Origin of the sequence: Kitasatospora sp. NPDC059160 (genome assembly GCF_042755465.1) — a bacterium.
Taxonomy (GTDB): domain Bacteria; phylum Actinomycetota; class Actinomycetes; order Streptomycetales; family Streptomycetaceae; genus Kitasatospora.
Window position 1 is genome coordinate 13,466 of record NZ_JBHZCN010000070.1, and the last position, 18,615, is coordinate 32,080.

General features: G+C 73.8%; 24 protein-coding genes and 2 pseudogenes. 13 read left to right on the top strand and 13 right to left on the bottom strand.

Annotated features, from left to right (window positions below):
• Window positions 1-26: 26 nt before the first annotated feature.
• Window positions 27-338, top strand: coding sequence for a hypothetical protein (locus ACFXOZ_RS27110; RefSeq protein WP_375896856.1), 312 nt, complete (start codon window positions 27-29; stop codon window positions 336-338).
• A gap of 122 nt (window positions 339-460) precedes the next feature.
• Here the strand turns inward: ACFXOZ_RS27110 and ACFXOZ_RS27115 are convergent, their stop codons facing one another.
• On the bottom strand, window positions 461-970 hold the full coding sequence (locus ACFXOZ_RS27115; protein ID WP_380593096.1) for a hypothetical protein: 510 nt from the start codon (window positions 968-970) through the stop codon (window positions 461-463).
• A gap of 161 nt (window positions 971-1,131) precedes the next feature.
• Between ACFXOZ_RS27115 and ACFXOZ_RS27120 the strand changes: the two genes are divergently transcribed.
• Together ACFXOZ_RS27120 and ACFXOZ_RS27125 are read left to right on the top strand one after the other, a co-directional pair.
• Window positions 1,132-1,974: a DUF4253 domain-containing protein gene (locus tag ACFXOZ_RS27120; RefSeq protein ID WP_380593097.1), complete on the top strand. Its 843-nt coding sequence runs from the start codon at window positions 1,132-1,134 to the stop codon at window positions 1,972-1,974.
• Between the two features lie 112 nt (window positions 1,975-2,086).
• Window positions 2,087-2,548 (top strand): hypothetical protein, encoded by a 462-nt coding sequence (locus ACFXOZ_RS27125; protein WP_380593098.1) that lies wholly within the window; start codon window positions 2,087-2,089, stop codon window positions 2,546-2,548.
• A gap of 25 nt (window positions 2,549-2,573) precedes the next feature.
• Here ACFXOZ_RS27125 and ACFXOZ_RS27130 read toward each other — a convergent pair whose 3' ends face one another.
• From ACFXOZ_RS27130 to ACFXOZ_RS27145, 4 genes are all read right to left on the bottom strand, one after another.
• Entirely contained in the window at window positions 2,574-2,762 is a 189-nt protein-coding gene (locus ACFXOZ_RS27130; protein ID WP_375896868.1) for a hypothetical protein, read from the bottom strand.
• A 71-nt stretch (window positions 2,763-2,833) separates the two neighbouring features.
• Window positions 2,834-4,162, bottom strand: coding sequence for an MAB_1171c family putative transporter (locus ACFXOZ_RS27135; protein ID WP_380593099.1), 1,329 nt, complete (start codon window positions 4,160-4,162; stop codon window positions 2,834-2,836).
• Window positions 4,159-4,737 (bottom strand): ParH-like protein, encoded by a 579-nt coding sequence (locus ACFXOZ_RS27140; protein WP_380593100.1) that lies wholly within the window; start codon window positions 4,735-4,737, stop codon window positions 4,159-4,161. The genes ACFXOZ_RS27135 and ACFXOZ_RS27140 overlap by 4 nt, the downstream gene beginning before the upstream one ends.
• Window positions 4,738-4,933: 196 nt before the next feature.
• Window positions 4,934-5,539: an XRE family transcriptional regulator gene (locus ACFXOZ_RS27145; protein ID WP_380593101.1), complete on the bottom strand. Its 606-nt coding sequence runs from the start codon at window positions 5,537-5,539 to the stop codon at window positions 4,934-4,936.
• Between the two features lie 449 nt (window positions 5,540-5,988).
• Between ACFXOZ_RS27145 and ACFXOZ_RS27150 the strand changes: the two genes are divergently transcribed.
• From ACFXOZ_RS27150 to ACFXOZ_RS27170, 5 genes are all read left to right on the top strand, one after another.
• On the top strand, window positions 5,989-6,807 hold the full coding sequence (locus tag ACFXOZ_RS27150) for a hypothetical protein (protein ID WP_380593102.1): 819 nt from the start codon (window positions 5,989-5,991) through the stop codon (window positions 6,805-6,807).
• A 77-nt stretch (window positions 6,808-6,884) separates the two neighbouring features.
• Complete coding sequence (locus ACFXOZ_RS27155) at window positions 6,885-7,316, top strand: hypothetical protein (protein ID WP_380525833.1); 432 nt, start codon at window positions 6,885-6,887, stop codon at window positions 7,314-7,316.
• Window positions 7,317-7,358: 42 nt separating this feature from the next.
• Window positions 7,359-8,357: an aldo/keto reductase gene (locus tag ACFXOZ_RS27160; RefSeq protein WP_380593103.1), complete on the top strand. Its 999-nt coding sequence runs from the start codon at window positions 7,359-7,361 to the stop codon at window positions 8,355-8,357.
• A gap of 198 nt (window positions 8,358-8,555) precedes the next feature.
• Complete coding sequence (locus ACFXOZ_RS27165) at window positions 8,556-9,419, top strand: alpha/beta fold hydrolase (protein ID WP_380593104.1); 864 nt, start codon at window positions 8,556-8,558, stop codon at window positions 9,417-9,419.
• Between the two features lie 142 nt (window positions 9,420-9,561).
• A complete protein-coding gene (locus tag ACFXOZ_RS27170) occupies window positions 9,562-9,783 on the top strand; it encodes a hypothetical protein (RefSeq protein ID WP_380525828.1) in 222 nt (73 codons plus the stop codon).
• Between the two features lie 184 nt (window positions 9,784-9,967).
• Here the strand turns inward: ACFXOZ_RS27170 and ACFXOZ_RS27175 are convergent, their stop codons facing one another.
• From ACFXOZ_RS27175 to ACFXOZ_RS27200, 6 genes and pseudogenes are all read right to left on the bottom strand, one after another.
• Window positions 9,968-10,900: a ribosome-inactivating family protein gene (locus ACFXOZ_RS27175; protein ID WP_380525826.1), complete on the bottom strand. Its 933-nt coding sequence runs from the start codon at window positions 10,898-10,900 to the stop codon at window positions 9,968-9,970.
• Between the two features lie 342 nt (window positions 10,901-11,242).
• Window positions 11,243-11,699: pseudogene (locus tag ACFXOZ_RS27180) on the bottom strand (NUDIX hydrolase); the annotation flags it as partial.
• Window positions 11,700-11,822: 123 nt separating this feature from the next.
• A pseudogene (locus tag ACFXOZ_RS27185) lies at window positions 11,823-12,257 on the bottom strand (XRE family transcriptional regulator); the annotation flags it as partial.
• A gap of 43 nt (window positions 12,258-12,300) precedes the next feature.
• The gene (locus ACFXOZ_RS27190) at window positions 12,301-12,498 is read right to left on the bottom strand and encodes a DUF397 domain-containing protein (RefSeq protein ID WP_380593105.1); all 198 of its coding nucleotides are present in this window, start codon (window positions 12,496-12,498) and stop codon (window positions 12,301-12,303) included.
• A gap of 45 nt (window positions 12,499-12,543) precedes the next feature.
• Window positions 12,544-13,140: a DUF5919 domain-containing protein gene (locus ACFXOZ_RS27195; RefSeq protein WP_380593106.1), complete on the bottom strand. Its 597-nt coding sequence runs from the start codon at window positions 13,138-13,140 to the stop codon at window positions 12,544-12,546.
• 110 nt (window positions 13,141-13,250) lie between these two features.
• Window positions 13,251-14,024, bottom strand: a complete 774-nt coding sequence (locus ACFXOZ_RS27200; protein WP_380593107.1) for a helix-turn-helix domain-containing protein — start codon at window positions 14,022-14,024, stop codon at window positions 13,251-13,253.
• Window positions 14,025-14,213: 189 nt separating this feature from the next.
• On the opposite strand from ACFXOZ_RS27200, the gene ACFXOZ_RS27205 reads away from it, so the two are divergent.
• The 5 genes from ACFXOZ_RS27205 (at window position 14,214) to ACFXOZ_RS27225 (ending at window position 16,620) form a co-directional block, all read left to right on the top strand.
• On the top strand, window positions 14,214-14,414 hold the full coding sequence (locus ACFXOZ_RS27205; protein WP_380400220.1) for a hypothetical protein: 201 nt from the start codon (window positions 14,214-14,216) through the stop codon (window positions 14,412-14,414).
• Complete coding sequence (locus tag ACFXOZ_RS27210) at window positions 14,411-14,650, top strand: hypothetical protein (protein ID WP_380593108.1); 240 nt, start codon at window positions 14,411-14,413, stop codon at window positions 14,648-14,650. Before ACFXOZ_RS27205 ends, ACFXOZ_RS27210 begins: the two co-directional genes overlap by 4 nt.
• Before the next feature lie 72 nt (window positions 14,651-14,722).
• Complete coding sequence (locus tag ACFXOZ_RS27215) at window positions 14,723-15,190, top strand: NUDIX domain-containing protein (protein ID WP_380400224.1); 468 nt, start codon at window positions 14,723-14,725, stop codon at window positions 15,188-15,190.
• 48 nt (window positions 15,191-15,238) lie between these two features.
• Complete coding sequence (locus ACFXOZ_RS27220; RefSeq protein ID WP_380593109.1) at window positions 15,239-16,045, top strand: DUF4253 domain-containing protein; 807 nt, start codon at window positions 15,239-15,241, stop codon at window positions 16,043-16,045.
• A gap of 50 nt (window positions 16,046-16,095) precedes the next feature.
• Complete coding sequence (locus ACFXOZ_RS27225; protein WP_380525814.1) at window positions 16,096-16,620, top strand: SMI1/KNR4 family protein; 525 nt, start codon at window positions 16,096-16,098, stop codon at window positions 16,618-16,620.
• Between the two features lie 33 nt (window positions 16,621-16,653).
• Here ACFXOZ_RS27225 and ACFXOZ_RS27230 read toward each other — a convergent pair whose 3' ends face one another.
• Both ACFXOZ_RS27230 and ACFXOZ_RS27235 read right to left on the bottom strand, forming a co-directional pair.
• Window positions 16,654-17,319, bottom strand: a complete 666-nt coding sequence (locus tag ACFXOZ_RS27230; protein ID WP_380593110.1) for a hypothetical protein — start codon at window positions 17,317-17,319, stop codon at window positions 16,654-16,656.
• Window positions 17,320-17,402: 83 nt separating this feature from the next.
• A complete protein-coding gene (locus ACFXOZ_RS27235) occupies window positions 17,403-18,485 on the bottom strand; it encodes a response regulator transcription factor (protein ID WP_380525810.1) in 1,083 nt (360 codons plus the stop codon).
• Window positions 18,486-18,615: the final 130 nt, after the last annotated feature.

Below are 18,615 nucleotides of genomic sequence, written 5' to 3' on the forward strand. Positions count from 1 at the left end.
GAATGAAGGAAGAAAGAGGTACCACCATGCTCGTCCCCCTCCCCGGCCCCTCGCAGCCGGCCGGCCTCGACCCGCTCAAGGCCGCCCTGCGCGCCGCCCTGGACACCGCCGACCAGGTCGAACAGCCGGGCCTGCGCCGGGCCCTGCGGATCGTCGAGGACTTCGTCCCGGCCGCCGCCCCCACCCCGGTGGACTGGGCCCGCAACGTCCTGGCCCACGCCGGGATCGACCCCCGCACGGCCGAGGTCAAGGCCGTCCGGGAACTGCGCCGCGCGCACCCCGGCCTCAGCCTCCGGGACGCCGTCGCGCTGGTGCGGCTGGTCGTCGGGCACTCCTGAGCGTCACCGGTCCTCACCGGCAGGCCCCGCGCGTCACCGCACGCCCGACCGTCTGCGGCCGTCCGCCGTCCGCCGTCCGGTCGGCAGACGGCAGACGGCAGACGGCAGACGGCCGCAGGCGGTCAGCGGTCGAGGTCGATCGTGAAGCGCCTCGTGCCCGGGGCGATCGTGTCGGCGTGGATCGAGCCGCGGGCGCGGTCGAAGTCCCCGGTTCCGCCGGTGATCGCGTTGTCGAAGGAGGGCGGCGGGCCCGGGTTGAGCTGGCCGAAGACCATCCCCTGGGCGGTGATCTGGCCGCCCGGGAGGGTGTAGGTCACGGTGCACTCCTCCGCGCCGCCGTTGTCGGTGCGGGTGGTGGTGCACGTGCCGCCGGTCTCGCCGATCTGGTTGCCGTCCAGATCGGAGAGCACCGAGCGGAAGACGGTCCGGTCGCCCTGGGCGGGGGCCCCTCCTGGGTTGACGGGGAAGGACGACTGCTGCGCGAGCTTGCCGATGAGCGTGATGACCCGGTCCCGGGCGACGGGTCCGGCGGATCCGGTGGTCGGCGCGGCGGTCGAGGCGGGGGCGGCGGTGAGAAGGGTGATCAGCGCGGCGGCCGTGCCGAGACCGGCCCTGGCGATGCGGTGCGTCATGTCTCTCCTGAGGTCGATGTCCTGAGGGGTCGGGCGACCCATTCATAGCCTCGGCCTATGGCCGCCCGGGCCGTCCGGGAACGGCCCGCCAACAGATTCGATCGAACGGCCCCACGGCGGCCCCCGGGGACGTTGTCGGTGCGTACCCCTACCGTGGGCGCATGATCGATTCCCAGCTGCTCCGCGACCTGCGCCGACGCTTCCCCGACCGCAGTGCCGAACGCCGTACGGCGCCACTGCTGCCGGGGCGTCAGGTCGTACCGTCGCTGTGGGTGAGCGACGGGCCGGCGCCCGAGGGCGTGTGGGAGCGGCTGTGCCGGGAGCACGCGGAGTCGGGGCGGTGGCCGCTGCTGCTGGCGCCCGGCAGCGACGCCACGCAGTTGGAGGTGTCGGACCTGAGGCTCGAACCCGGCGAGCCCGGCGAACCCGGTGGGCCGGGGGAGTTCCGGTCGGACCGGTACGAGGTGGCGGCCCTGCTGCGTGGGTGGTGGGAGAAGTCGGTGCTGTGGTGCCCCAGCGGGGACCCGCAGGACCGGGCCGACCTGCTGGAGACGCTGGCCCCCTACGTTGACACCTGGCCCGGCCCCGCCCCCGCCCCCGCACCGGCGCCGCGGCGCGACCCGCAGGAGTGCGCCGGCCGCCTGGCCCGCCAACTGCTGCGCGCCCGCCCCTCGCTGCGGATCGGCCTGGTCCGCGCGGACGACGGCGCCCACGCGCTGGCCGCCTGCGGCTGGAACGGCACCAACGGCCACGGTGACACCGGCGAGATCGCCGCCGTGCTGCACAGCTGGCAGCACCGCTTCGGCGCCCGCCTCGTCGGAGTGGGCGCCGCCTTACTGGAGTTGAGCGTCGCGGCGCCGCCGACGAGCCGGGAGGAGGCGCTGCTGGTGGCGGCCGAGCACGCCGCGTTCTGCCCGGACAACCTCTTCCAGGCCGAGGAGGGCCTGGCCGGCTACGCCGAGGAACTGGTCGATGCCGTCCACTGGGGCTTCTGGTGGGACTGACGCACGGGCCGGTGCTGCGTCCGGGAAGGTTCACCGAGGAGGTGGAAGGGGATTCACCGAGAGGTTTACGTCAGATTGACGATAACAGGTGCGCCGGGCTAGCGTGCCGGGCATGCGAGTGATCCTGACGCGCGACAGCGTGCACCCGGGAGACGACCCACCCCACCACTGGGACTTCACCGTCGACGGCGCGAGCACCTTGGGCGAGCTCGTCGACGAGGCCGTCAACTACCCGTACCAGATGGAGGGTTCCAGCTGGTCGATAGCCCCCCGGGGCGCCCCGGCGAACGAGACTCCGATCGCCACGGTGTCCATGCACTGGGCGGCGCCGCGCTTCACGAACGAGGCGGACCGGCGGCTGCGCCTGGACTCGATGGCCACCGCTCCGGGCGAGCTCAGGCTGCACTTCCGGTGGCACCCGGGAACCGTCCCGGTGGAGGAGTCCGAGCCCGTCCCGGCGGAGGAAAGCGAGCCTGTCCCGGTGGAGGGGGCCGGGCCCGGCCCGCTCGCCATGGTCCCGCTCCTGCTCGTGTGGCTGCTGTTCGAAATGCTCCGGTGGGGCTGGGGCCGGTGACGGGAGCGGGGTTGACGGTGGGCTGCTAACGCTTCTGGGCCCGGTACCGCTTGAGGAGGGCGGTGAGCCTCTCCGGGGCGGCCCCGCCGTTCAGTTCGGCGGTGAGGTCGTCGGGGCAGAGCTCGTAGAGGTCGCCCCACCACCGGCGCCCCCGGTTGTCCCAGATGCGGTAGCCACCGGGCACGCCCCTGGCCACGTAGCGACGCCTACTCACGAAGCCCCCGCCGGGAGCAGGGCCCACGCCCGTCGCCCACTTCCCCTCCCTCGCTCTCCACGGACGGCAGGCTACGGCAGGGCCGTCGTGGCACGGGCGCGTTCGGCGCGGGCGCGGGTGCGGACCTCGGCGACGGCCGGGCAGGTGGCGTAGACCCGGGCCAGGTGGGCGAGGTGGTCGGCCTCCCCGTCCATGGTGTCCGTCGTGGTCGTGGCGGGTGCGGTGGCCGTGGCGGGTGCGGCGGTCTCCGGCGCGGCGGCGGGCCCGGGCAGGGTGCCGGCCGCGGCCAGTTCCAGGGCGGCGGCCAGCGAGGCGGCCTCGGCGGTGGCGGCGGCGTGGTCGGAGGGCGGCGGGAAGCGGCGGGTGGCGCGGTCGAGCCACTGCGCGGTGCGCGGGTCCAGGTGCTGGCGCAGGATCAGGCGGGCGTCGTGGATCTCGATGATCCGCCGGTAGAGCGCGAACCGGGGGTCGCGCGGGGGCAGCGGCAGCCGGCGGGCCGGGTCCAGGGCGATCTCCGGCAGCACGGTGTGCAGGTCGCGCCAGAGCGGGGTGAGCGCCCGGTAGCGGCGGTGGGCGCGCAGCCAGCCGCGCACCGCCCCGGTCGCCGCGGGCCACAGGGTGCTGCCCAGGCCGGCCGCGATCAGTGCCGCGCACAGCCCGCCCAGCACCGCGCACAGGAGGTCCTCGGGGCCGTCCTGGCTGCCGGTGACGGCCGCGCGCAGCACGTCGTCCATGCTCCAGGCGTTCCACAGCAGCCCGGCCACCAGCCCGCCGGCCAGCAGCCGCAGCCCGGTGCCCAGCCGCCCGGGGCCGGCCGCGCGGGCACGCCGGGCCAGCTCGCGCAGCAGCACCGTCAGGCACACCGCGGTGTGCAGCATGCCCACGGCGGTGTACCCGGCCAGCGCCAGCCGGGCGGACAGCTCGGGGCCGACGGTCAGGTCCTCGCCCGCCAGGCCCGGCGCGGCGGCGGTGATCAACGCCAGCCGCAGCCCCAGCACCCCGGCCAGCAGGGCCAGTCCGCCCCGCACCTCCCGTCGTACGGGCTCGGCGGCGGGCTCGGCGGCGGCCGTACCGGCGGCGGGCTCAGCGGCGGTGTCGGCACCGGCCGTGCTCGCGGCATCGGCCGCCCGCAGCGCCGGCACGAGCAGCCGCATCGCCGCGGCCGCGCCGTCGCGCAGCCCGTCGCCCAGCACGATCACCAGCACCGCCAGCACCGGAACCCCCGTGCCCTGCACCGCCCGTACGGTCGGCGGGGCGAGCACCAGCAGGGCGGTGCCGAGCAGGGCCGTGCCGTAGCAGGTGAAGCGGGCGGCGGCGCGGGAGTCGATCCGGCTGCGGGAGAAGTGGGCGGAGCTGAGGACGAAGAACAACCCGACGGGGTAGAGGGCGAGTTCGCTCACGGCCGGCGCCCCTGGGGCCCGGCGTTCGTCGGCCTGTCGTCCCCCGGCCCGCCGTCGGACTCCCGGGCGGGTTCGGCTTCCCGGGCGGTGCCGCCGTGCCGCCGGGCGGCCAGCAGGACGCCCAGCGCGTCCAGCGACCCGCCGGCCGGCGTCGGCCCGGTCCCCGACTGGTCGGCGGCGTCGGCCCGTTCCGCCCGGCTCAGGATCAGCGAGGCCAGCAGCTCCGCCTCCCGCTCCTGCGGCTCGTCGTAGCTGGTGCGCCCCAGCACCCGCTGCACCAGCGCGGGGGAGAGGTTGGGCAGCAGCGCGGCGGCCGGGGCCAGCGGCGCGGAGCCGGCGTGGTCGAGCAGCAGGTGCGCGATCTCGTGCACCAGGATGTGCCGCTGGTGCAGCACGCCGGTGTCCGCCGCGTACAGGATGTAGTCCGCCTCCACGGTGGAGACCAGCAGCCCGCAGGGGGCGTGCGGCCGGGCGGGCACCGGCAGCAGCTCGATCGGCCGCCCGCGCCGCACCGCCAGCTGCTCCAGCAGCACCACCGGGTCGAACGGGCGCGGCAGCTCCAGCTGTTCGGCCATCCGGCGACAGCGCCGCAGCGTGGACCGGTAGCCCCGGCCGCCCCACAAGTCACCCCACAACCCGAGCTCCCCTCACCGCTCCACCCCTACGGTTCCTCCGCCGGCGCCTCCGCACGGGCGTCCGACGCTCCTGCGCCCGCCCCGCGGCCCGCCCGCCCCGTGCTCCGACGGCCCTGCGGGGTTGCGCGGCCCGCGCTCAGGGCGAGGGGCGTTTGCGCGCCGCGTCCCGGCGGGCGATCACGTCGACCAGCTCACTGACGGTGTCCAGGCCCTCCGGCGACAGGCCCACCGCCCGCAGCGCCAGGCTGCGCACGCCCGCGTCGCGCAGCGCGCCGAGCAGGGCCAGCTCCTTGGCGATCTCGGCGCCCTGCTGCTCGTCGAAGAAGTACGCGGGCGGGACCTGGAAGAACTGGGCCAGTGCCTCCAGGTGGCGCTTGGTCGGGTTGTCCCGGCGCCCGGTGCGCAGCTGCCACAGGTAGGTGGTGGAGAAGGACTCCCCGGTCGCCTCGCGGCAGGCCCGGGCCACCTCCTCGTTGGTGTACTGCTCGCGGTCGGGGCGGCGCACGGTGTGGAACAGGGCCTCGATCCGGACCGACAGCCCGCCGGCCTCCGTGCTCGCGGGGCCGTCCGTCTCCGTGCCGGCGCCCGCGTCCGGGTCCGTGCCCGGGTCCGTGCCTGCATTCGTTCCCGGGTCCGTTCCCGTATCCGCTCCCGTGTCCGCGTTCCCGGTGCCGTCCTGGGCGGGCTCCGGTGGAGCGCCCTCCGGTCCCGCCTGAACGCCGTCCCCCGTCGACTCCGTCATGCCCCACCTTTCTCACGCCCGGGCCCTCCGGCCGCGACCTCGGCGGACGGACAGGGCCGGCCAGGTCACGATAGCCGAACGGCATCAGCTGGCATGGATCAGAAGATACCCGCAGTCAACGCCAGTTGACCCGCGTAGCGTCGGCTGACATCCTGGACGAACAGGCCCACAGGTGCTGCCGACCAGAGCTGACGAATCCTCACATCAGCCCGTAACGATGGCACTTGACGTCTCCACCGGACCGCCCGACCGGCCTCGGCGCCCCGGCCGGGAAGGGCCGACTCCCGCGAGACCGCACGGCGTCGACACACCGGACCCGGGCACCCGCACCACGCCCGCCCCACCCCGACGTGCCGCAGCCCGCCGTGCCGCACCGCCGTACCGCCGCCCGGCGGGGGACAGCCCGACCGGCCCGACCCCCGACGGCACGACGCGAGAAGGGGGCACCCGTGGACACCACGCCGCGCGGGCAGACCGCACCGCCAGCACAGCCGCAGGCACAGCCACTACCGCAGGCACGGGCGCAGGCACAGGCGCAGTCACAGGCGCTGCCGCGGCCGCGACGTCGACCGCAGACCGTCCGACTGGCCTTCCTGTGGCGGGCCGCCGGAGCACCCGTCGGTTGCGTCCTCGCCCTCGCCATGGGCATCGTCCTCGCCCGGACCGGCGTCGCCGCCCGCCTCGGCGCCGTCCCCGCCCTGCTGCTCTCCGGCACCGCCGTCCTCGGCGTCGCCCTGCCCGTCCCCTACGGCTTCTGGCTGCGCGCCGACACCGAAGGCCTCACCCTGGTACGGGCCTTCCTCCCGCGCCACTACCGCTGGCAGGACATCGTCGCCCTCACCATGGAGACCGACGAGGACCCCGACTCCGGCGCCGCCCGGCTCGTCCTCCTGCTGCGCCTGGTCCCCGCCCGGACCGTCCGGACCGCCCGCACGGCCCGGACGGTCCGGACGGCCACCGCTTCCTCGACCGCCGCCGCCGTGACCGCCGCCTCCCGGGCGGACCGCGTCCACGGCCCCGTCCTCGGCGTCCTCGGCACCACCCCCGACGGACTGCCGCGCGGCACCGAACCCCGCCACCTGGCCCAGCTGTTCGACCTGCTGCGCCGCCACGGCGTCCCGCTGGAGGACCCGCGCTACGCCGACCTCGTCCTCACCGCCCACGGCTACCCGCCGCTCGCCCACACCGCCCACAGCACCCGCACCGCCCACGCCGCCCGCACCGCCCCGCCGACACGCCCGGCAGCCGTCCGGTCACCCTCCGTTTGATCCTCCGCACGCCCCGCATCCGTTGACCCCGACGGAGGCGTGTCGCCGACGGCGCGCCGCGAGGGCGGGAGGCGAACGTGCTCAGGTTCCACGGCGCTTGGCGCATCACCGTGGTCGGCTGCAACGCCGACTTCGCCCAACGGGCGGTCGTCCGCGGCCCGTACGGCACCCGGGTGCTGCCCGGGCGCCCCGGCGCCGTCCTGGAGGTGGACGGGGAGCACTGGACCCTCACCCTCGAACACCGCCCGCGCGGCCGCGACTGGCAACCCAACCTGCGCACCACCCCCGGACCGCTCACCGAACGCGACGGCGTGCGCAGCCGGCTGCTCACCAGCAACGACCGGCACTGGCCGGGCAAACCGCGGGACTACGTCAACGTCGTGCTGCGCCTGGACCAGCCGACGGTCCCGGCCGCGACCCCGGCCGCAGCCTGCCCGACCCCGGCCTGCCCGGTCGCGCCCCACCCGGCCCCGGCCCCGCTGCCGACGGCCCTGCGGGCGGTCCCCTAAAGTCCCAGGTGAGCACCGTCGCGCCACCCGAGGAGAGCCAGCATGCCGACCGAACCCGCCCCCGCTCCCACCCCCAGTACCCCGGCCCGCGCCCGGCTGGGCCTGGGCACCGCGGCGGTCGGCCGGCCCGGCTACATCACCCTCGGGCGCGCGGCCGACCTGCCCGCCGAACGCACCGTCGAGGCCCTGCGCGAGCGCACCCACACCCTCCTGGACGCCGCCTACGCCGCCGGGGTGCGCTACCTCGACACCGCCCGCTCCTACGGCCGCGCCGAGGAGTTCCTCGCCCAGTGGCTCACCGAACACCCCGAGGCCGCCGCCGAGGTGACGGTCGGCAGCAAGTGGGGCTACACCTACACGGCCGACTGGCGCACCACCGGCGTCACCGCCCACGAGGTCAAGGAGCACTCCACGGCGGTGTACGACCGGCAGATCCGCGAGACCCGCGCCCTGCTCGGCCCCCGCCTGGACGTCTACCTGGTCCACTCGGTCACCACCGACAGCCCCGCCCTCACCGACCCCGCCCTGCACCGGCGCCTGGACGCCCTCGCCGCCGAGGGCGTCCGGGTCGGCCTGTCCACCAGCGGCCCCGCCCAGGCCGAGGCCATCCGCCGGGCCCTGGCCGTCACCGTCGACGGCCGGCCGCTGTTCAGCGCCGTCCAGGCCACCTGGAACCTGCTGGAGACCTCCGCCGCCCCCGCCCTCGCCGAAGCCCACCGGGCCGGCTGGCTGGTCGTGGTCAAGGAGGGCATGGCCAACGGCCGCCTGGCCGGCCGCAACGCCACCGGGGACGACACCGCCGCCCTGCGCGCCCTCGCCACCCGCACCGCCACCACCCCCGACGCCCTCGCCCTGGCGGCCGCCGCCGCCCAGCCCTGGGCCGACGTCGTCCTGTCCGGCGCCGCCACCCCCGCCCAACTCGCCTCCAACCTCGCCGCCGCCCACCTCACCCCCACCCCGGACGACCTCGCCACCCTCGCCACCATGCCCGAACCCGCCGAGGCCTACTGGCACACCCGCTCCTCCCTGCCCTGGACCTGACGACCCTGGACCTGACGGCCGGCCCCGCCCGGCCTGCCGGCCCTGCCCGCCCTGTCCGGTCGGGGCTAGTGCGGATGATCTTCGCCGAGTAGGGTGAACCCCCGGCAGCGGGCGGCCGTTCGCACACCACCCCGGTGGCTGCGCCCCGCCCCGTCCCGCCGACACCGCCGCAGCCCCGGAAAGGCAGTCGTAGCCCAGATGCAGCCGACGTTCGTCCTGGTCCATGGAGCGTTCGCCAACTCCTTCTCCTTCGCCCCGCTCCAGGCCGAAATCGGCCTCCTCGGGCACCGCTCGGTCGCCGTCGACCTCCCCGGACACGGCTTCGCCGCGACCTACCCGCGCGCCTACCAGGCGCCGCAGGACCTCACCGAGCTCGCCGCGACGCCCGGCGTCATCAAGGGCGTCACGCTCGCCGACAACGCCGCGCACCTCATCGCGGTCCTGAAGCGGGCCAAGCGCAACGGCCCCGTCGTCCTGGTCTCGCACAGCCGCGGCGGCCTGACGGCCACCGTCGCCGCCAACCGGCGGCCCGACCTGATCGACCACCTCGTCTACGTCTCCTCCTGGTGCCCCGTCGACCTCGACGTCAGCGCCTACTACGCCGAGCCCGAGATGGCCGCGGTCGACCCCGCCGCGCTGGCCGCCGCGCTGGTCGGCAACCCCGCCGAACTCGGGCTGCTGCGCTCCAACTTCCGCACCGCCGACCCCGCCGCCCTCGCGGCCTTCAAGGCGGCCCTGTTCGCCGACGGGACGGACGAGGAGTTCCTGGTCCTCCTCAACACCCTCCAGCCCGACGAGAACCTCGACGCCGGCACCGCCGACGACCGGGCCGGCGCCGACACCTGGGGCCGGATCCCCAGGACGTACGTCCGCCTCACCGAGGACGCCAGCATCCCGCTCGCCATGCAGGACCGGATGATCCGCGAGGCCGACGCCCTGACGCCCGGGAACCCCTACACCGTCCGCACCCTCACCGGCAGCCACCTCAAGTGGCTGGCCACCCCGGAACCGGCCGCCCAGGTCCTGGCCGAGGTCGCCGCCCACCTGCCCACCGGATCCTGACCGGAGCGGGAAGTCGACGGGGCCGACTTCCCGTGCGCCCACCGGGGCGGTGCGGAGGTCCCGGCCCCGGGGCCTGGCGTGTTCCCCATCCGGTAGCCGTAGCCGTAGCCACCGTCATCGGAACGTCCCTAGGGTCGCCGGCATGCCACACAACACCGTCGACCCAGCGACGATCACGCCGGAGATGGCCGCTCGGATCCGCACGTGGCGATGCGACGAGGACTACTCCTGGCGCGCCGTGGCCCAGGCCGCGTCCGACCTGTGGGGCTCCGCATGGGGCAGCAATCAGCTCTTCGGCGAAGACCTCTGCGCGGCCGCGGCCACGCTGCTGGGCGAGAACCCCTACCGGGACCCGTGTCACTGACGCCCGTCAGCGGGTGGGGCGGATCGAAGAGGCCCGTGATGGGGCGTCCGGCCCGGTGGACGTCCGTACTCGGCGGGCAGGCGCGTCCACTGCGAGCCGGTCCGGACCAGCTGACCCGGCCGTGTCCGAGAGCGACGGCGGGCGGCCCCGCACGGGCCGCCCGCCGTGGTGTTGCGGGGTCAGTTCACCGGGAGGAACCGAGCGCGAGGAGGTAGCCGATCCGGTTCGGGTAGCCCGGAATGGGGCTGCCGAGCAACAGCTGCGGGGTCCGGTAGGAGGTGCCGTTGATCTCGAACGGCGGGGTCGACGGGTCCTGCATGACCTGGTGGAGCCAGCGGGAGACCGCCGACCACTGGTTCTCCCAGCTGATCAGGGCGGCGGGGACCGGCTGGTTCGCCCTGGTGCGCAGGTTGTTGCTGACGTGCGCCCGGATCTCCTCGAAGCGGGCCGCCTCCGCGAGGGCCTGGATCAGGACGAGGTAGCTCTGGTTGCGCAGCGTGGCCGAGGTGGCCGTCGAGTGGCTGTCGTAGAAGTGGATCAGCCCGGTGGCGAAGGCGATCTCGGTGGCGCCCATGCGCACGGTCGCGCGGGCGGCGCTCCCCAGGGCCATGTAGCTGGACCCCACGTTGAGGTTCCCGACGGCCCGCTGGTACCCGGCCCGCGCGAGGATCTGCTGCAACGCCACCCGCTGGTCGGAGAAGCCGAGGATCCCGCTCACCGAGCCGGAGTTCTGGCTGGGGGTCCAGATCCCCATGATGTACAGGTTGTCCGAGCGGAAGTAGACCGAGCCGATGTGCTGGCCGCCCTGCTGGAGCCGGACCTCGATGAGGTGCCGGTCGTCGTCGGGCCGGATCTCGGTGTCGTCCATCCGCCCCATGAGGACGGAGTTGCCGCGGGCGGCACCCCGCAGCTCGGTGATCACGCTGTCGTAGTCCGCAGCGGCCTGGGAGGGGTTGTTCTGGACGATCCCGTCGAGGCTCCAGTCGATCTGGAAGAGCCGGTTCGTCCCGGTGTTCGCCTGGGCTGCCGTCGTCGACGACGCCGCGAACAGACAGGTCAACAACGCCAGGACGACGGCGAACAGGGTACTGCGGTGGATCGGGCCGGGCGACTGCATCGTGCTCCTTGGACTTGCCGGGTCCCGCGGGCGGTTCAGGAGGCCTCGGAGCACGCGGAGAGAAGGCTGATTCACCAGGTCGAGGACCGGGTGACGTGGCGGGCGCGGCGTCAGGTCACCCGGAAGTCCTCGGTAGGGCGGGGTGGCGGAACTGCCCGCCAGTCGCTCCGAGTTAAGCATCCCCGCGATGACCAACGCCGCGTCGGGAACGGCAGCACGAACCGTCGGCGAGCCGGATCGGTCAGGACGCGCTCTTGCGCCAGGTGATGGGGGAGTCGGGGTCCATGGCGGTTCCCCCTGGAGGAGTGGGAAGTCGGCGGGGCCGACTTCCCACGCGAGGTGGCCAGGGCCGGTGAGACGGTGGCCGTCGTGGGAGCGGATGTGCGGAGGGCAGGGCGTCGAGGATGCGGACGGCATAGACCTCGCTCATGCGGGCGACGACCTCATCAGGGGTGAACCAGGTGATGGCGGTGGACTCGGGGGAGAGCCGTTCGGCGCCGTCCTCCGGGTGGCAGCGGAAGACCAGGGCGACGATGCCGCGCGTCAAGTTCTTGTAGACGCCGGTCAGTCGGTCGACTCCGACCTTGAGGCCGGTCTCCTCGTGGATCTCGCGGCGCAGGCCGTCCTCGATGGTCTCGGTGAGTTCGAGGACGCCGCCCGGAGGCTCCCAGGTGCCGTTGTCGGCACGGCGGATCGCCAGCACGCGCCCGTCCTCGCGGACGACCGCTCCGGCGACTGACACGGAGTGGAGTGGCGTTGATGGGGGCTTCCTGGCGCTGTTGCTCACGCGCAGGAGGATAGGAGGCATGAAGGACCATGGCGAGTGGTGACGTGGTGTCGTCGGCCAAGGCGACGTACCTGCAGGAGGGTTGGGGGCGCCGCTGCCCCGGGGGCCGGGGCAGCGGCCGCGTGAGCAGGCCGGTCAGGTGCGGGGGAGCGGGTCTTCCGCGGGGGGTGCGCTGTACTTGGCCAGGACTTCGTCGGTCGCGGACCCGTCGAGCAGCCTGAGAGCCCACGGGCCGGTGTTCACGTCGAATTCCTTGCCGAACCCGACCCACTTGCCGGCCATACGCCGCCCGGTCGGATCGACCAGCAGTTGGATGGCGCCGTGGTAGCGGGCGCCCCGGTAGTAGCCGTCCTGCGCGGTCTGTTCGACCCAGGTGCCGGTGACGACGGTGCCGTCGACGGTCAGGTCGAAGGACAGCGGGGAATCGGGGTTGGAGGAAGCGGAAGGGAGCGAGTGCCCGGTGATGCGGTTGCCGTTCTGCGTCAGGACCACGTGGTGCAGCCCGGTGAAGGTGTCGTCGCGGCTGCTGCTGAAGAACTCGTAGCGGCTCAGCCAGATCCCGGAGTGGTTCACGGTGCCCGGCTCCCGTCGGCCATGTCGGGTCCTCCCGGTTTCAGGGAGTGGGGAGTTCGCCGGTGCGCACGGCGGTGACGAAGGACTGCCAGGCGGTCGGCGAGAACTCGAGACGGGGACCGTCCGGGTCCTTGCTGTCCCGCACGCGCACTGGACGGGCATCCGCCACCTCGACGCACTGACCGCCGCTGCCGCTGTGGGTGCTCTTGCGCCAGGTGATGGGGGAGTCGGGGTGCATGGCGGTTCCCTCCTGGAGGAGTGGGAAGTCGGCGGGGCCGACTTCCTATGCGCGGGCCGGGGCAGGGCGGATGTCGCGGCCCCGGGACCAGAGTTCCTCGATGTGCTCGGCGAAGCGGTCGAACATGCCGTTCTCCCCGCTGCGCCGCAGGTGCATCAGGGGCGAGTCGTGGCCGACCGTGCGGGCGAGGTGGGGGGTGACGAGGGCGTGCTCGTCGAAGCGGAAGACGGACAGGCCGACGTGGTTCGGGCCGTCCTGCGGGGCGCTGAAACGGGCCTCGACCCCCTCGACGCTGGAGAGCTTGGCCAAGCTCTCCAGCGTGACCCTGATGCGGGTGGACACGGTGAGGGTCACGTCCTCGATCTGCTCGCGCTCGCGCGTCGTGTCGGAATCCGGATCGCCGAGCAGGAAGCGGATCCGGCACCCGCTCTCGGCCTTGCGGCGGAGGGTCTGCAGCAACTCGGGCTGCTCCAGCCAGACGAAGTAGTTGGTGTACCCGGCGAGGAAGACCTCGGACCGCGCCTCGGCGATCAGCTGCGCCCAGACCGATCGAGGGCAGGACGAGCGGTGCGGATAGACGGCGAGGACTTCCCTGTCGTGCCCGGTCTTGACGTTCGCCCTGAGGATGTTCGGCAGGGTCACGGTTCATCACCCCGAGGTCTCGGTGTGGTGGGCGTGGAGCCGGTGTTGTGGCGGGAGGGGTTGGGGCCCCGCCGCCCCGAGGCCGGGGCGGCGGGGCGTGGGCAGGCCGGTCAGTTGTGGGAGGCCGGGTCTTCTGCGGGGGGTGCGCTGTACTTGGCCGTGATTTCGTCGGCCGTGGACTTGTCGAGCAGCCTGAGGTCCCATGGGCCGGTGTTCACGTCGAATTCCTTGCCGAATCCGACCCACTTGCCGGTCATACGCCGCCCGGTCGGATCGACCAGCAGTTGGATGGCACCGTGATAGCGGGCGCCTTGGTAGTAACCGTCCTGGGCGGTCTGTTCGACCCAGGTGCCGGTGACGATGTTCCGGTCGATAGTCAGGTCGAAGGACAGCGGGGAATCGGGGTTGGAGGAAGCGGAAGGGAGCGAGTGCCCGGTGATGCGGTTGCCGTTCTGCGTCAGGACGACGTGGTGCAGCCCGGTGAAGGTGTTGTCGCGGCTGCTGCTGAAGAACTCATAGCGGCTCAGCCAGATCCCGGAGTGGTCGTCACCAGTCGGAGTGGGAAGTACCTGCACCGGTATACCTGGCTTGCCGTTGACCATGTCGTGCCCTCCTGTGCCGTCCAGGGTCACCCTGGGAGGTAGCTGCGGCGTCTCGAACCCGAGGCGGTCGACAGGAAGATTCGTGACAGCCTCAAGAGCACGAACGTACACCGGGCGGGGGGCGCGCACCTCCCCGGATTCCCAACGCTGGACCAGGCGTTTGCTCGCCTCGTTGGGCTCACCCTGTTTCGTCCCTGCCGCCCGTAGGCGCTTTGCGAACTCATCCTGACTCAGACGCAGCCCGTGGCGCACGGCCCGCAGAGTCTCGTTCGGCGTCGTCACGACAACAGATTAGATCCAAGCAGCGCTACATGACGCCGAAATGACGTCTTGTCAGCGTGCCGAAGAGACGCCTTCCCGTCGTCGCGGTGGTTCTGCGTCAGCAGGCACGATCGGATTGCGCTCGCGGCACGAGATCGCCGCGCTGCGTGTTCGATCGACATGGGAAATTTCGACTGTGGAGGGTATCTCATGGCTCAAGATCAAGTCCCCCGTCTTCACGGGTACGGTGTCCGTTGGGACACCGAGGCCCGGTGCTACCGGGTGCGCAACGAGTGCACCGGGGCGTGGCTGTGCAAGCCGAACGGTGAGCGCAGCGGTTTCTCCTCCTTCACCGAGGCGTTCTCGGCCTGGCGGCTCTTCGAAGTCCACAAGCGGCCGGGGGAGTTGTGACCCTCTCCCGCGTCACGGCCGAGCAGCGCCGGCAGGCCGCCGTCGTCCTGGACGACCTGACCACCGTCCTCGCCCTGGGCCGGGTCAACCTGCCCACCCTGGAAGTCGACTGGGACACGGGCCAGATGACGTGCGAGTACCTGTTGCACCTCACGGCCCGCCCGCTCGATCTGCTGCGGATCGTGGACCTGCTGCGCAAGGGCCTGCGCTACGAGCGCCTCACGTATGACGACTGAACTCCTCGCCCGCCTGCTCTGGTGGGCCTGTTTCTCCGCTGTCCTGCTGTACGTCCTCAGGAAGTGAACCCCGTGCACGACCCCCGCCTCCTCGCCAAGCCCCCGATCTGTCGGCTCGGCTGCCTTGTCCTGGTCCGCAACCAGCACGGCGACGTCCTGCTCGTCGACCCCGACTACCTCGACGGCATGATCCTGCCCGGCGGCCCCGGCAAGGCCAACGAGCCCCCGCACCGCGCCGCCGCCCGCCACCTGCACGCTCAGACCGGCATCATCCTGCGCCTGACCCACGCCGTCGCCCTCGACTACACCCCCTCCGACCGCTACCTGGAACGCTTCAACCTCGTCTTCGACGGCGGCACCCTGCGCGACGAACACCCCCTCACCGTCCCCCCGCAGAAGCGAAGCCGCCTGCACGGCGCCCGCTTCGTCCCCGTCCACGAACTCCCCAACCACATGGCCCCCTCCCAGGCCGCCCGCACCGCCGAAGCCCTCACCGGCCGCGCCCTCCCCCTCCTCCTCCACGGCCAGCGCCCCGACTGACCGACACCGGCCGGCCCGCTGTCAGTGCCCGCCCCTACCGTTCACCGCATGACCTGGCCTTTCGACACCGCCCCGCCCGTCCCCCTGCCGCCCGGCCGTCCCGTCGTCGGGGACGAGGGGGCGGGCACGCAGCCGTTGCTGTGGATCAGTGACGGGCCCGCGCCCGCCGGCCTGTGGGCCGAGCTGCACCGCGCCCACCCGCGCAGCGGACTGTGGCCGCTGCTGCTGAGCCCGCTGAGCGCCGGCGACCCGGACTTCCGCCCCTGGCTGTCCGGCGAGCTGTTCCCCGAGCACGTCTCCGACTTCGGGTCGTACGACTCGGCCGCCCTGCTGCGCACCTGGTGGGAGGCGGGTAGCGAGGAGGACGAGGACGAGGTCGGCGGCGACGACGGGGAACTCGCCGAGGTCCTCGCTCCCTACGGCCGGACCTGGCCCGGGCCCGCCCCCGCCGTCACCGTCCCGGCGGGTGTGGCCGACGCCGAGGCGCGCGGCCTGGCCGAGGTCCTGGCGTCCTTCAAGGACGTACGGCTGGGCCTGGTGCCCGCCCGCAGCGGCGCCGAGGCGCTGGCCGCGTGCGGGTGGAGCGGGCCGCTGAACCACGAGAACGACACCGCCAGGATCGCCGCCGTCCTCGCCGACTGGGAACGCCGCTTCGGCGCGCAGCTCGTCGAAGTCGGCTTCGACACCCTCCACTTGAGCGTCCCCGTCCCGCCCGCCACCGTCGCCGAGGCGCTCCCGCTCGCCGCCGAGCACGCCGCCTTCTGCCCCGACCAGGTCCACCAGGGCGCCGGCACCCTCACCGCCTACGCCGAGCAGCTCGTCGACTCCCACCAGTGGAGCTTCTGGTGGGACTGAGCGCTGTGCGGGGTGACATGACGAGCGGTATCGACAGGCTCGTACAGATCATGGGTGATTCCGGCCGGGAGCGCGCCGAGGTGGACTGGGAGGGGTCGATCGACCGGCTCGGGGTCCGGCTGCCCTCGGACTACCGCGAGCTCGTGGAACGGTACGGCTATCTCGAGTTCGGCGGGGACATCAGGTTCGCGTCGCCGGTGCTCGAACCCGGAGGCCCGGAGGAGGAGACCTTCAACAGCCTCTACTACTTCAACAAGGACGTCGGGGAGATGCTGGCGGAGTGGTACACCTGGGACGGGGTGTCCGGCCGCCCGTACGAGCCGTTCCCGGCGAAGGGGTGCCTGCTCGCGTGGGCCAACAACACCGGCTGTGACTACTTCTGCTGGGACACCTCGGCCGGCGACCCCGACGAGTGGCCGGTCGTGGTGTGGCGTTTCAGCATCAGTGAGATGGTCCGCTTCGACGGCGGCATGGCCGAGTTCCTCGCGGCCGTCATCGAGGGTGGGTTCCCCGACGCCGACGAGTACCTGGACCGGTCGATGGGCCCCGACCTGTGGCGCTCGCGCCAGCCGTGATCCCCACCGCCCCGACGGCCGGACCCGGGTCGCTCAGCCGTGCGGGGTGGTCGGGCCCAGGGTGATGACCGGGCCGAGCAGCGGGCGGCAGCCGTCCCAGGTGATGGCCTGGCCGGGCGGGCAGGGGGTGTCGGTGCGGACCGGCTTGGGGGCCGGCGGGACCGGCCGGGGCGGAACGGTCGGTTCGAACATCGGGTTCCCAGTGTGGGCCGGGGCCGGGGCCGGGGCCGGCTCGGGGGCGGGCGGCTGCTCGGCCGCGGGCTGCTTCTTCGCCGGGGCGGCCGGGGCGTGGGCGGCCGGGGCCTGGGTGGTGCGGGGGCGGGCCGGGGCCGGCTTGGTGGCGGCGGGCTCGGGCGCGGCCTCGGCCCCGTCCTCGGCCTGGTCGGCCGCGGGGACGACAGTGGGGACGGCCGTGGGCGTCCCGGTCTCCCCCGGCACCGGGGCCGTCGTCGGCGCCTCGACCGAGGCCGAGGGGGAGGCCGACAGCGAGGCCGAGGGCGTGCCGGACGGCGTGGCCGCGGGGGAGGGGCTGGACGTGGCCGCCGCGTCCTGCGCCGCCGGGGCGGTGGTGCCGTGCGAGCCGGTGAGCAGCAGCGCCCCGCCGAGCCCGGCCGCGCCGAGGACGCACGCCCCCGCCGCGACGGCCAGGGCCTGCCGGCGCCGCTTCGTCGTCCCGCTGCTGTCGTCTTCCTGCGGCATCCGGCCCACCCCGTTCGCGTGATCATGTGTTCGAGCTGGGCGGATGCTACACGAACCGTCAGGGCGTACGTACCGCAACCCCGTCACTGCGGCGGCAGGCCCAGGGTGGGGAGGTGGCCGGCCATCAGGAGGGTGACGAGTTCGCGGCGGGTGCGGGTGCCGGTCTTGTCGAGGATGGCGCCCACGTGCTGCTGGACGGTGGGGACGGTCAGGTGCAGGAGGGCGGCGATGTCCTTGGTGCTGGTGCCGCGCACCGCGTGGAGGGCGACCTGCTGTTCGCGCGGGGACAGGCCGTGGGCGAGGACGGCGAGCGGCAGGTGCTGGACGGGGGAGACGGGGGAGGCGATGACGGCGACACCGTCGGCCGGGCCGTCGAGCGGGGTGGCGTGCAGGGCGAGCCACTGGCCGTCGGGGGTGCACACCCGGACCTCGGCGGGGCGGCCGGTGCGGGCGGCCTGGCGGGCGACGGTGAGGAAGCCGCTGGGCACGCCCGGGACGAGGCCGCCGGGTTCGGCCATCCGGGCGATGAGGTCGCGGGCCGCCGCGTCGGCGGAGCGCAGCCGGCCGTGGACGTCGAGGACGGCGACGGCCGGGGCCGGGGCGGGGAGTGCGGTGGTGGTGCGGGTGGGGCACAGCGAGGCGCGGTGGGCGGCGCGCAGGGCGGTGCCCACGGGGGTGACCAGGCGGGCGGCCAGGCGCAGTTCGGGCAGCTCGTAGGGGCCGCGGCCGTTCTCGCGCATGAACGCGGCGCTGCCCCAGCGGCCGCCGCCGAGGTCGAAGTTGATCCGCAGTTCGTCGCCGTAGCCGCAGGGCTGGAGCAACTCCCGGTAGCGGAGGCTGCGTTCGGGCTGGCCGTCGGTGGCGCGGCCGATGCTCTGCACCCGGTGCCCGGCGGCGCGGATGGCCTCGAAGGTGGTGGCGTCCTCGCCCTGGAGCTCCAGGCGGACGGCCTGTTCGAAGCGGGCGGGGTCGAGGCCGGAGGCGACGGTGGAGGTGGGGAACCCGGTGACCGGGTCGGTGCCGTGCCAGCACCCGCCGTCGAAGCCGAGGGGGCCCTGGAGCAGGGCGTGCAGTTCCCGGAACAGCTCGGCCGTGGGCAGCCGGGCGGCCGCCAGTTCGCCGATGGTGCCCAGCACTTCCCGCTCGATGTCACGTCGTTTGGCCACGGACCGAAGGCTAGGGAAGCGGGCCCCCGTTGTCGGTGGACGTACGAACGAATGGCCGGGAGCAGGCCGAGGGTGACCGAAAAATTCGGGGGCGGGTGCCACTGCTCGGCACCCGCCCCCGCCCCCGATC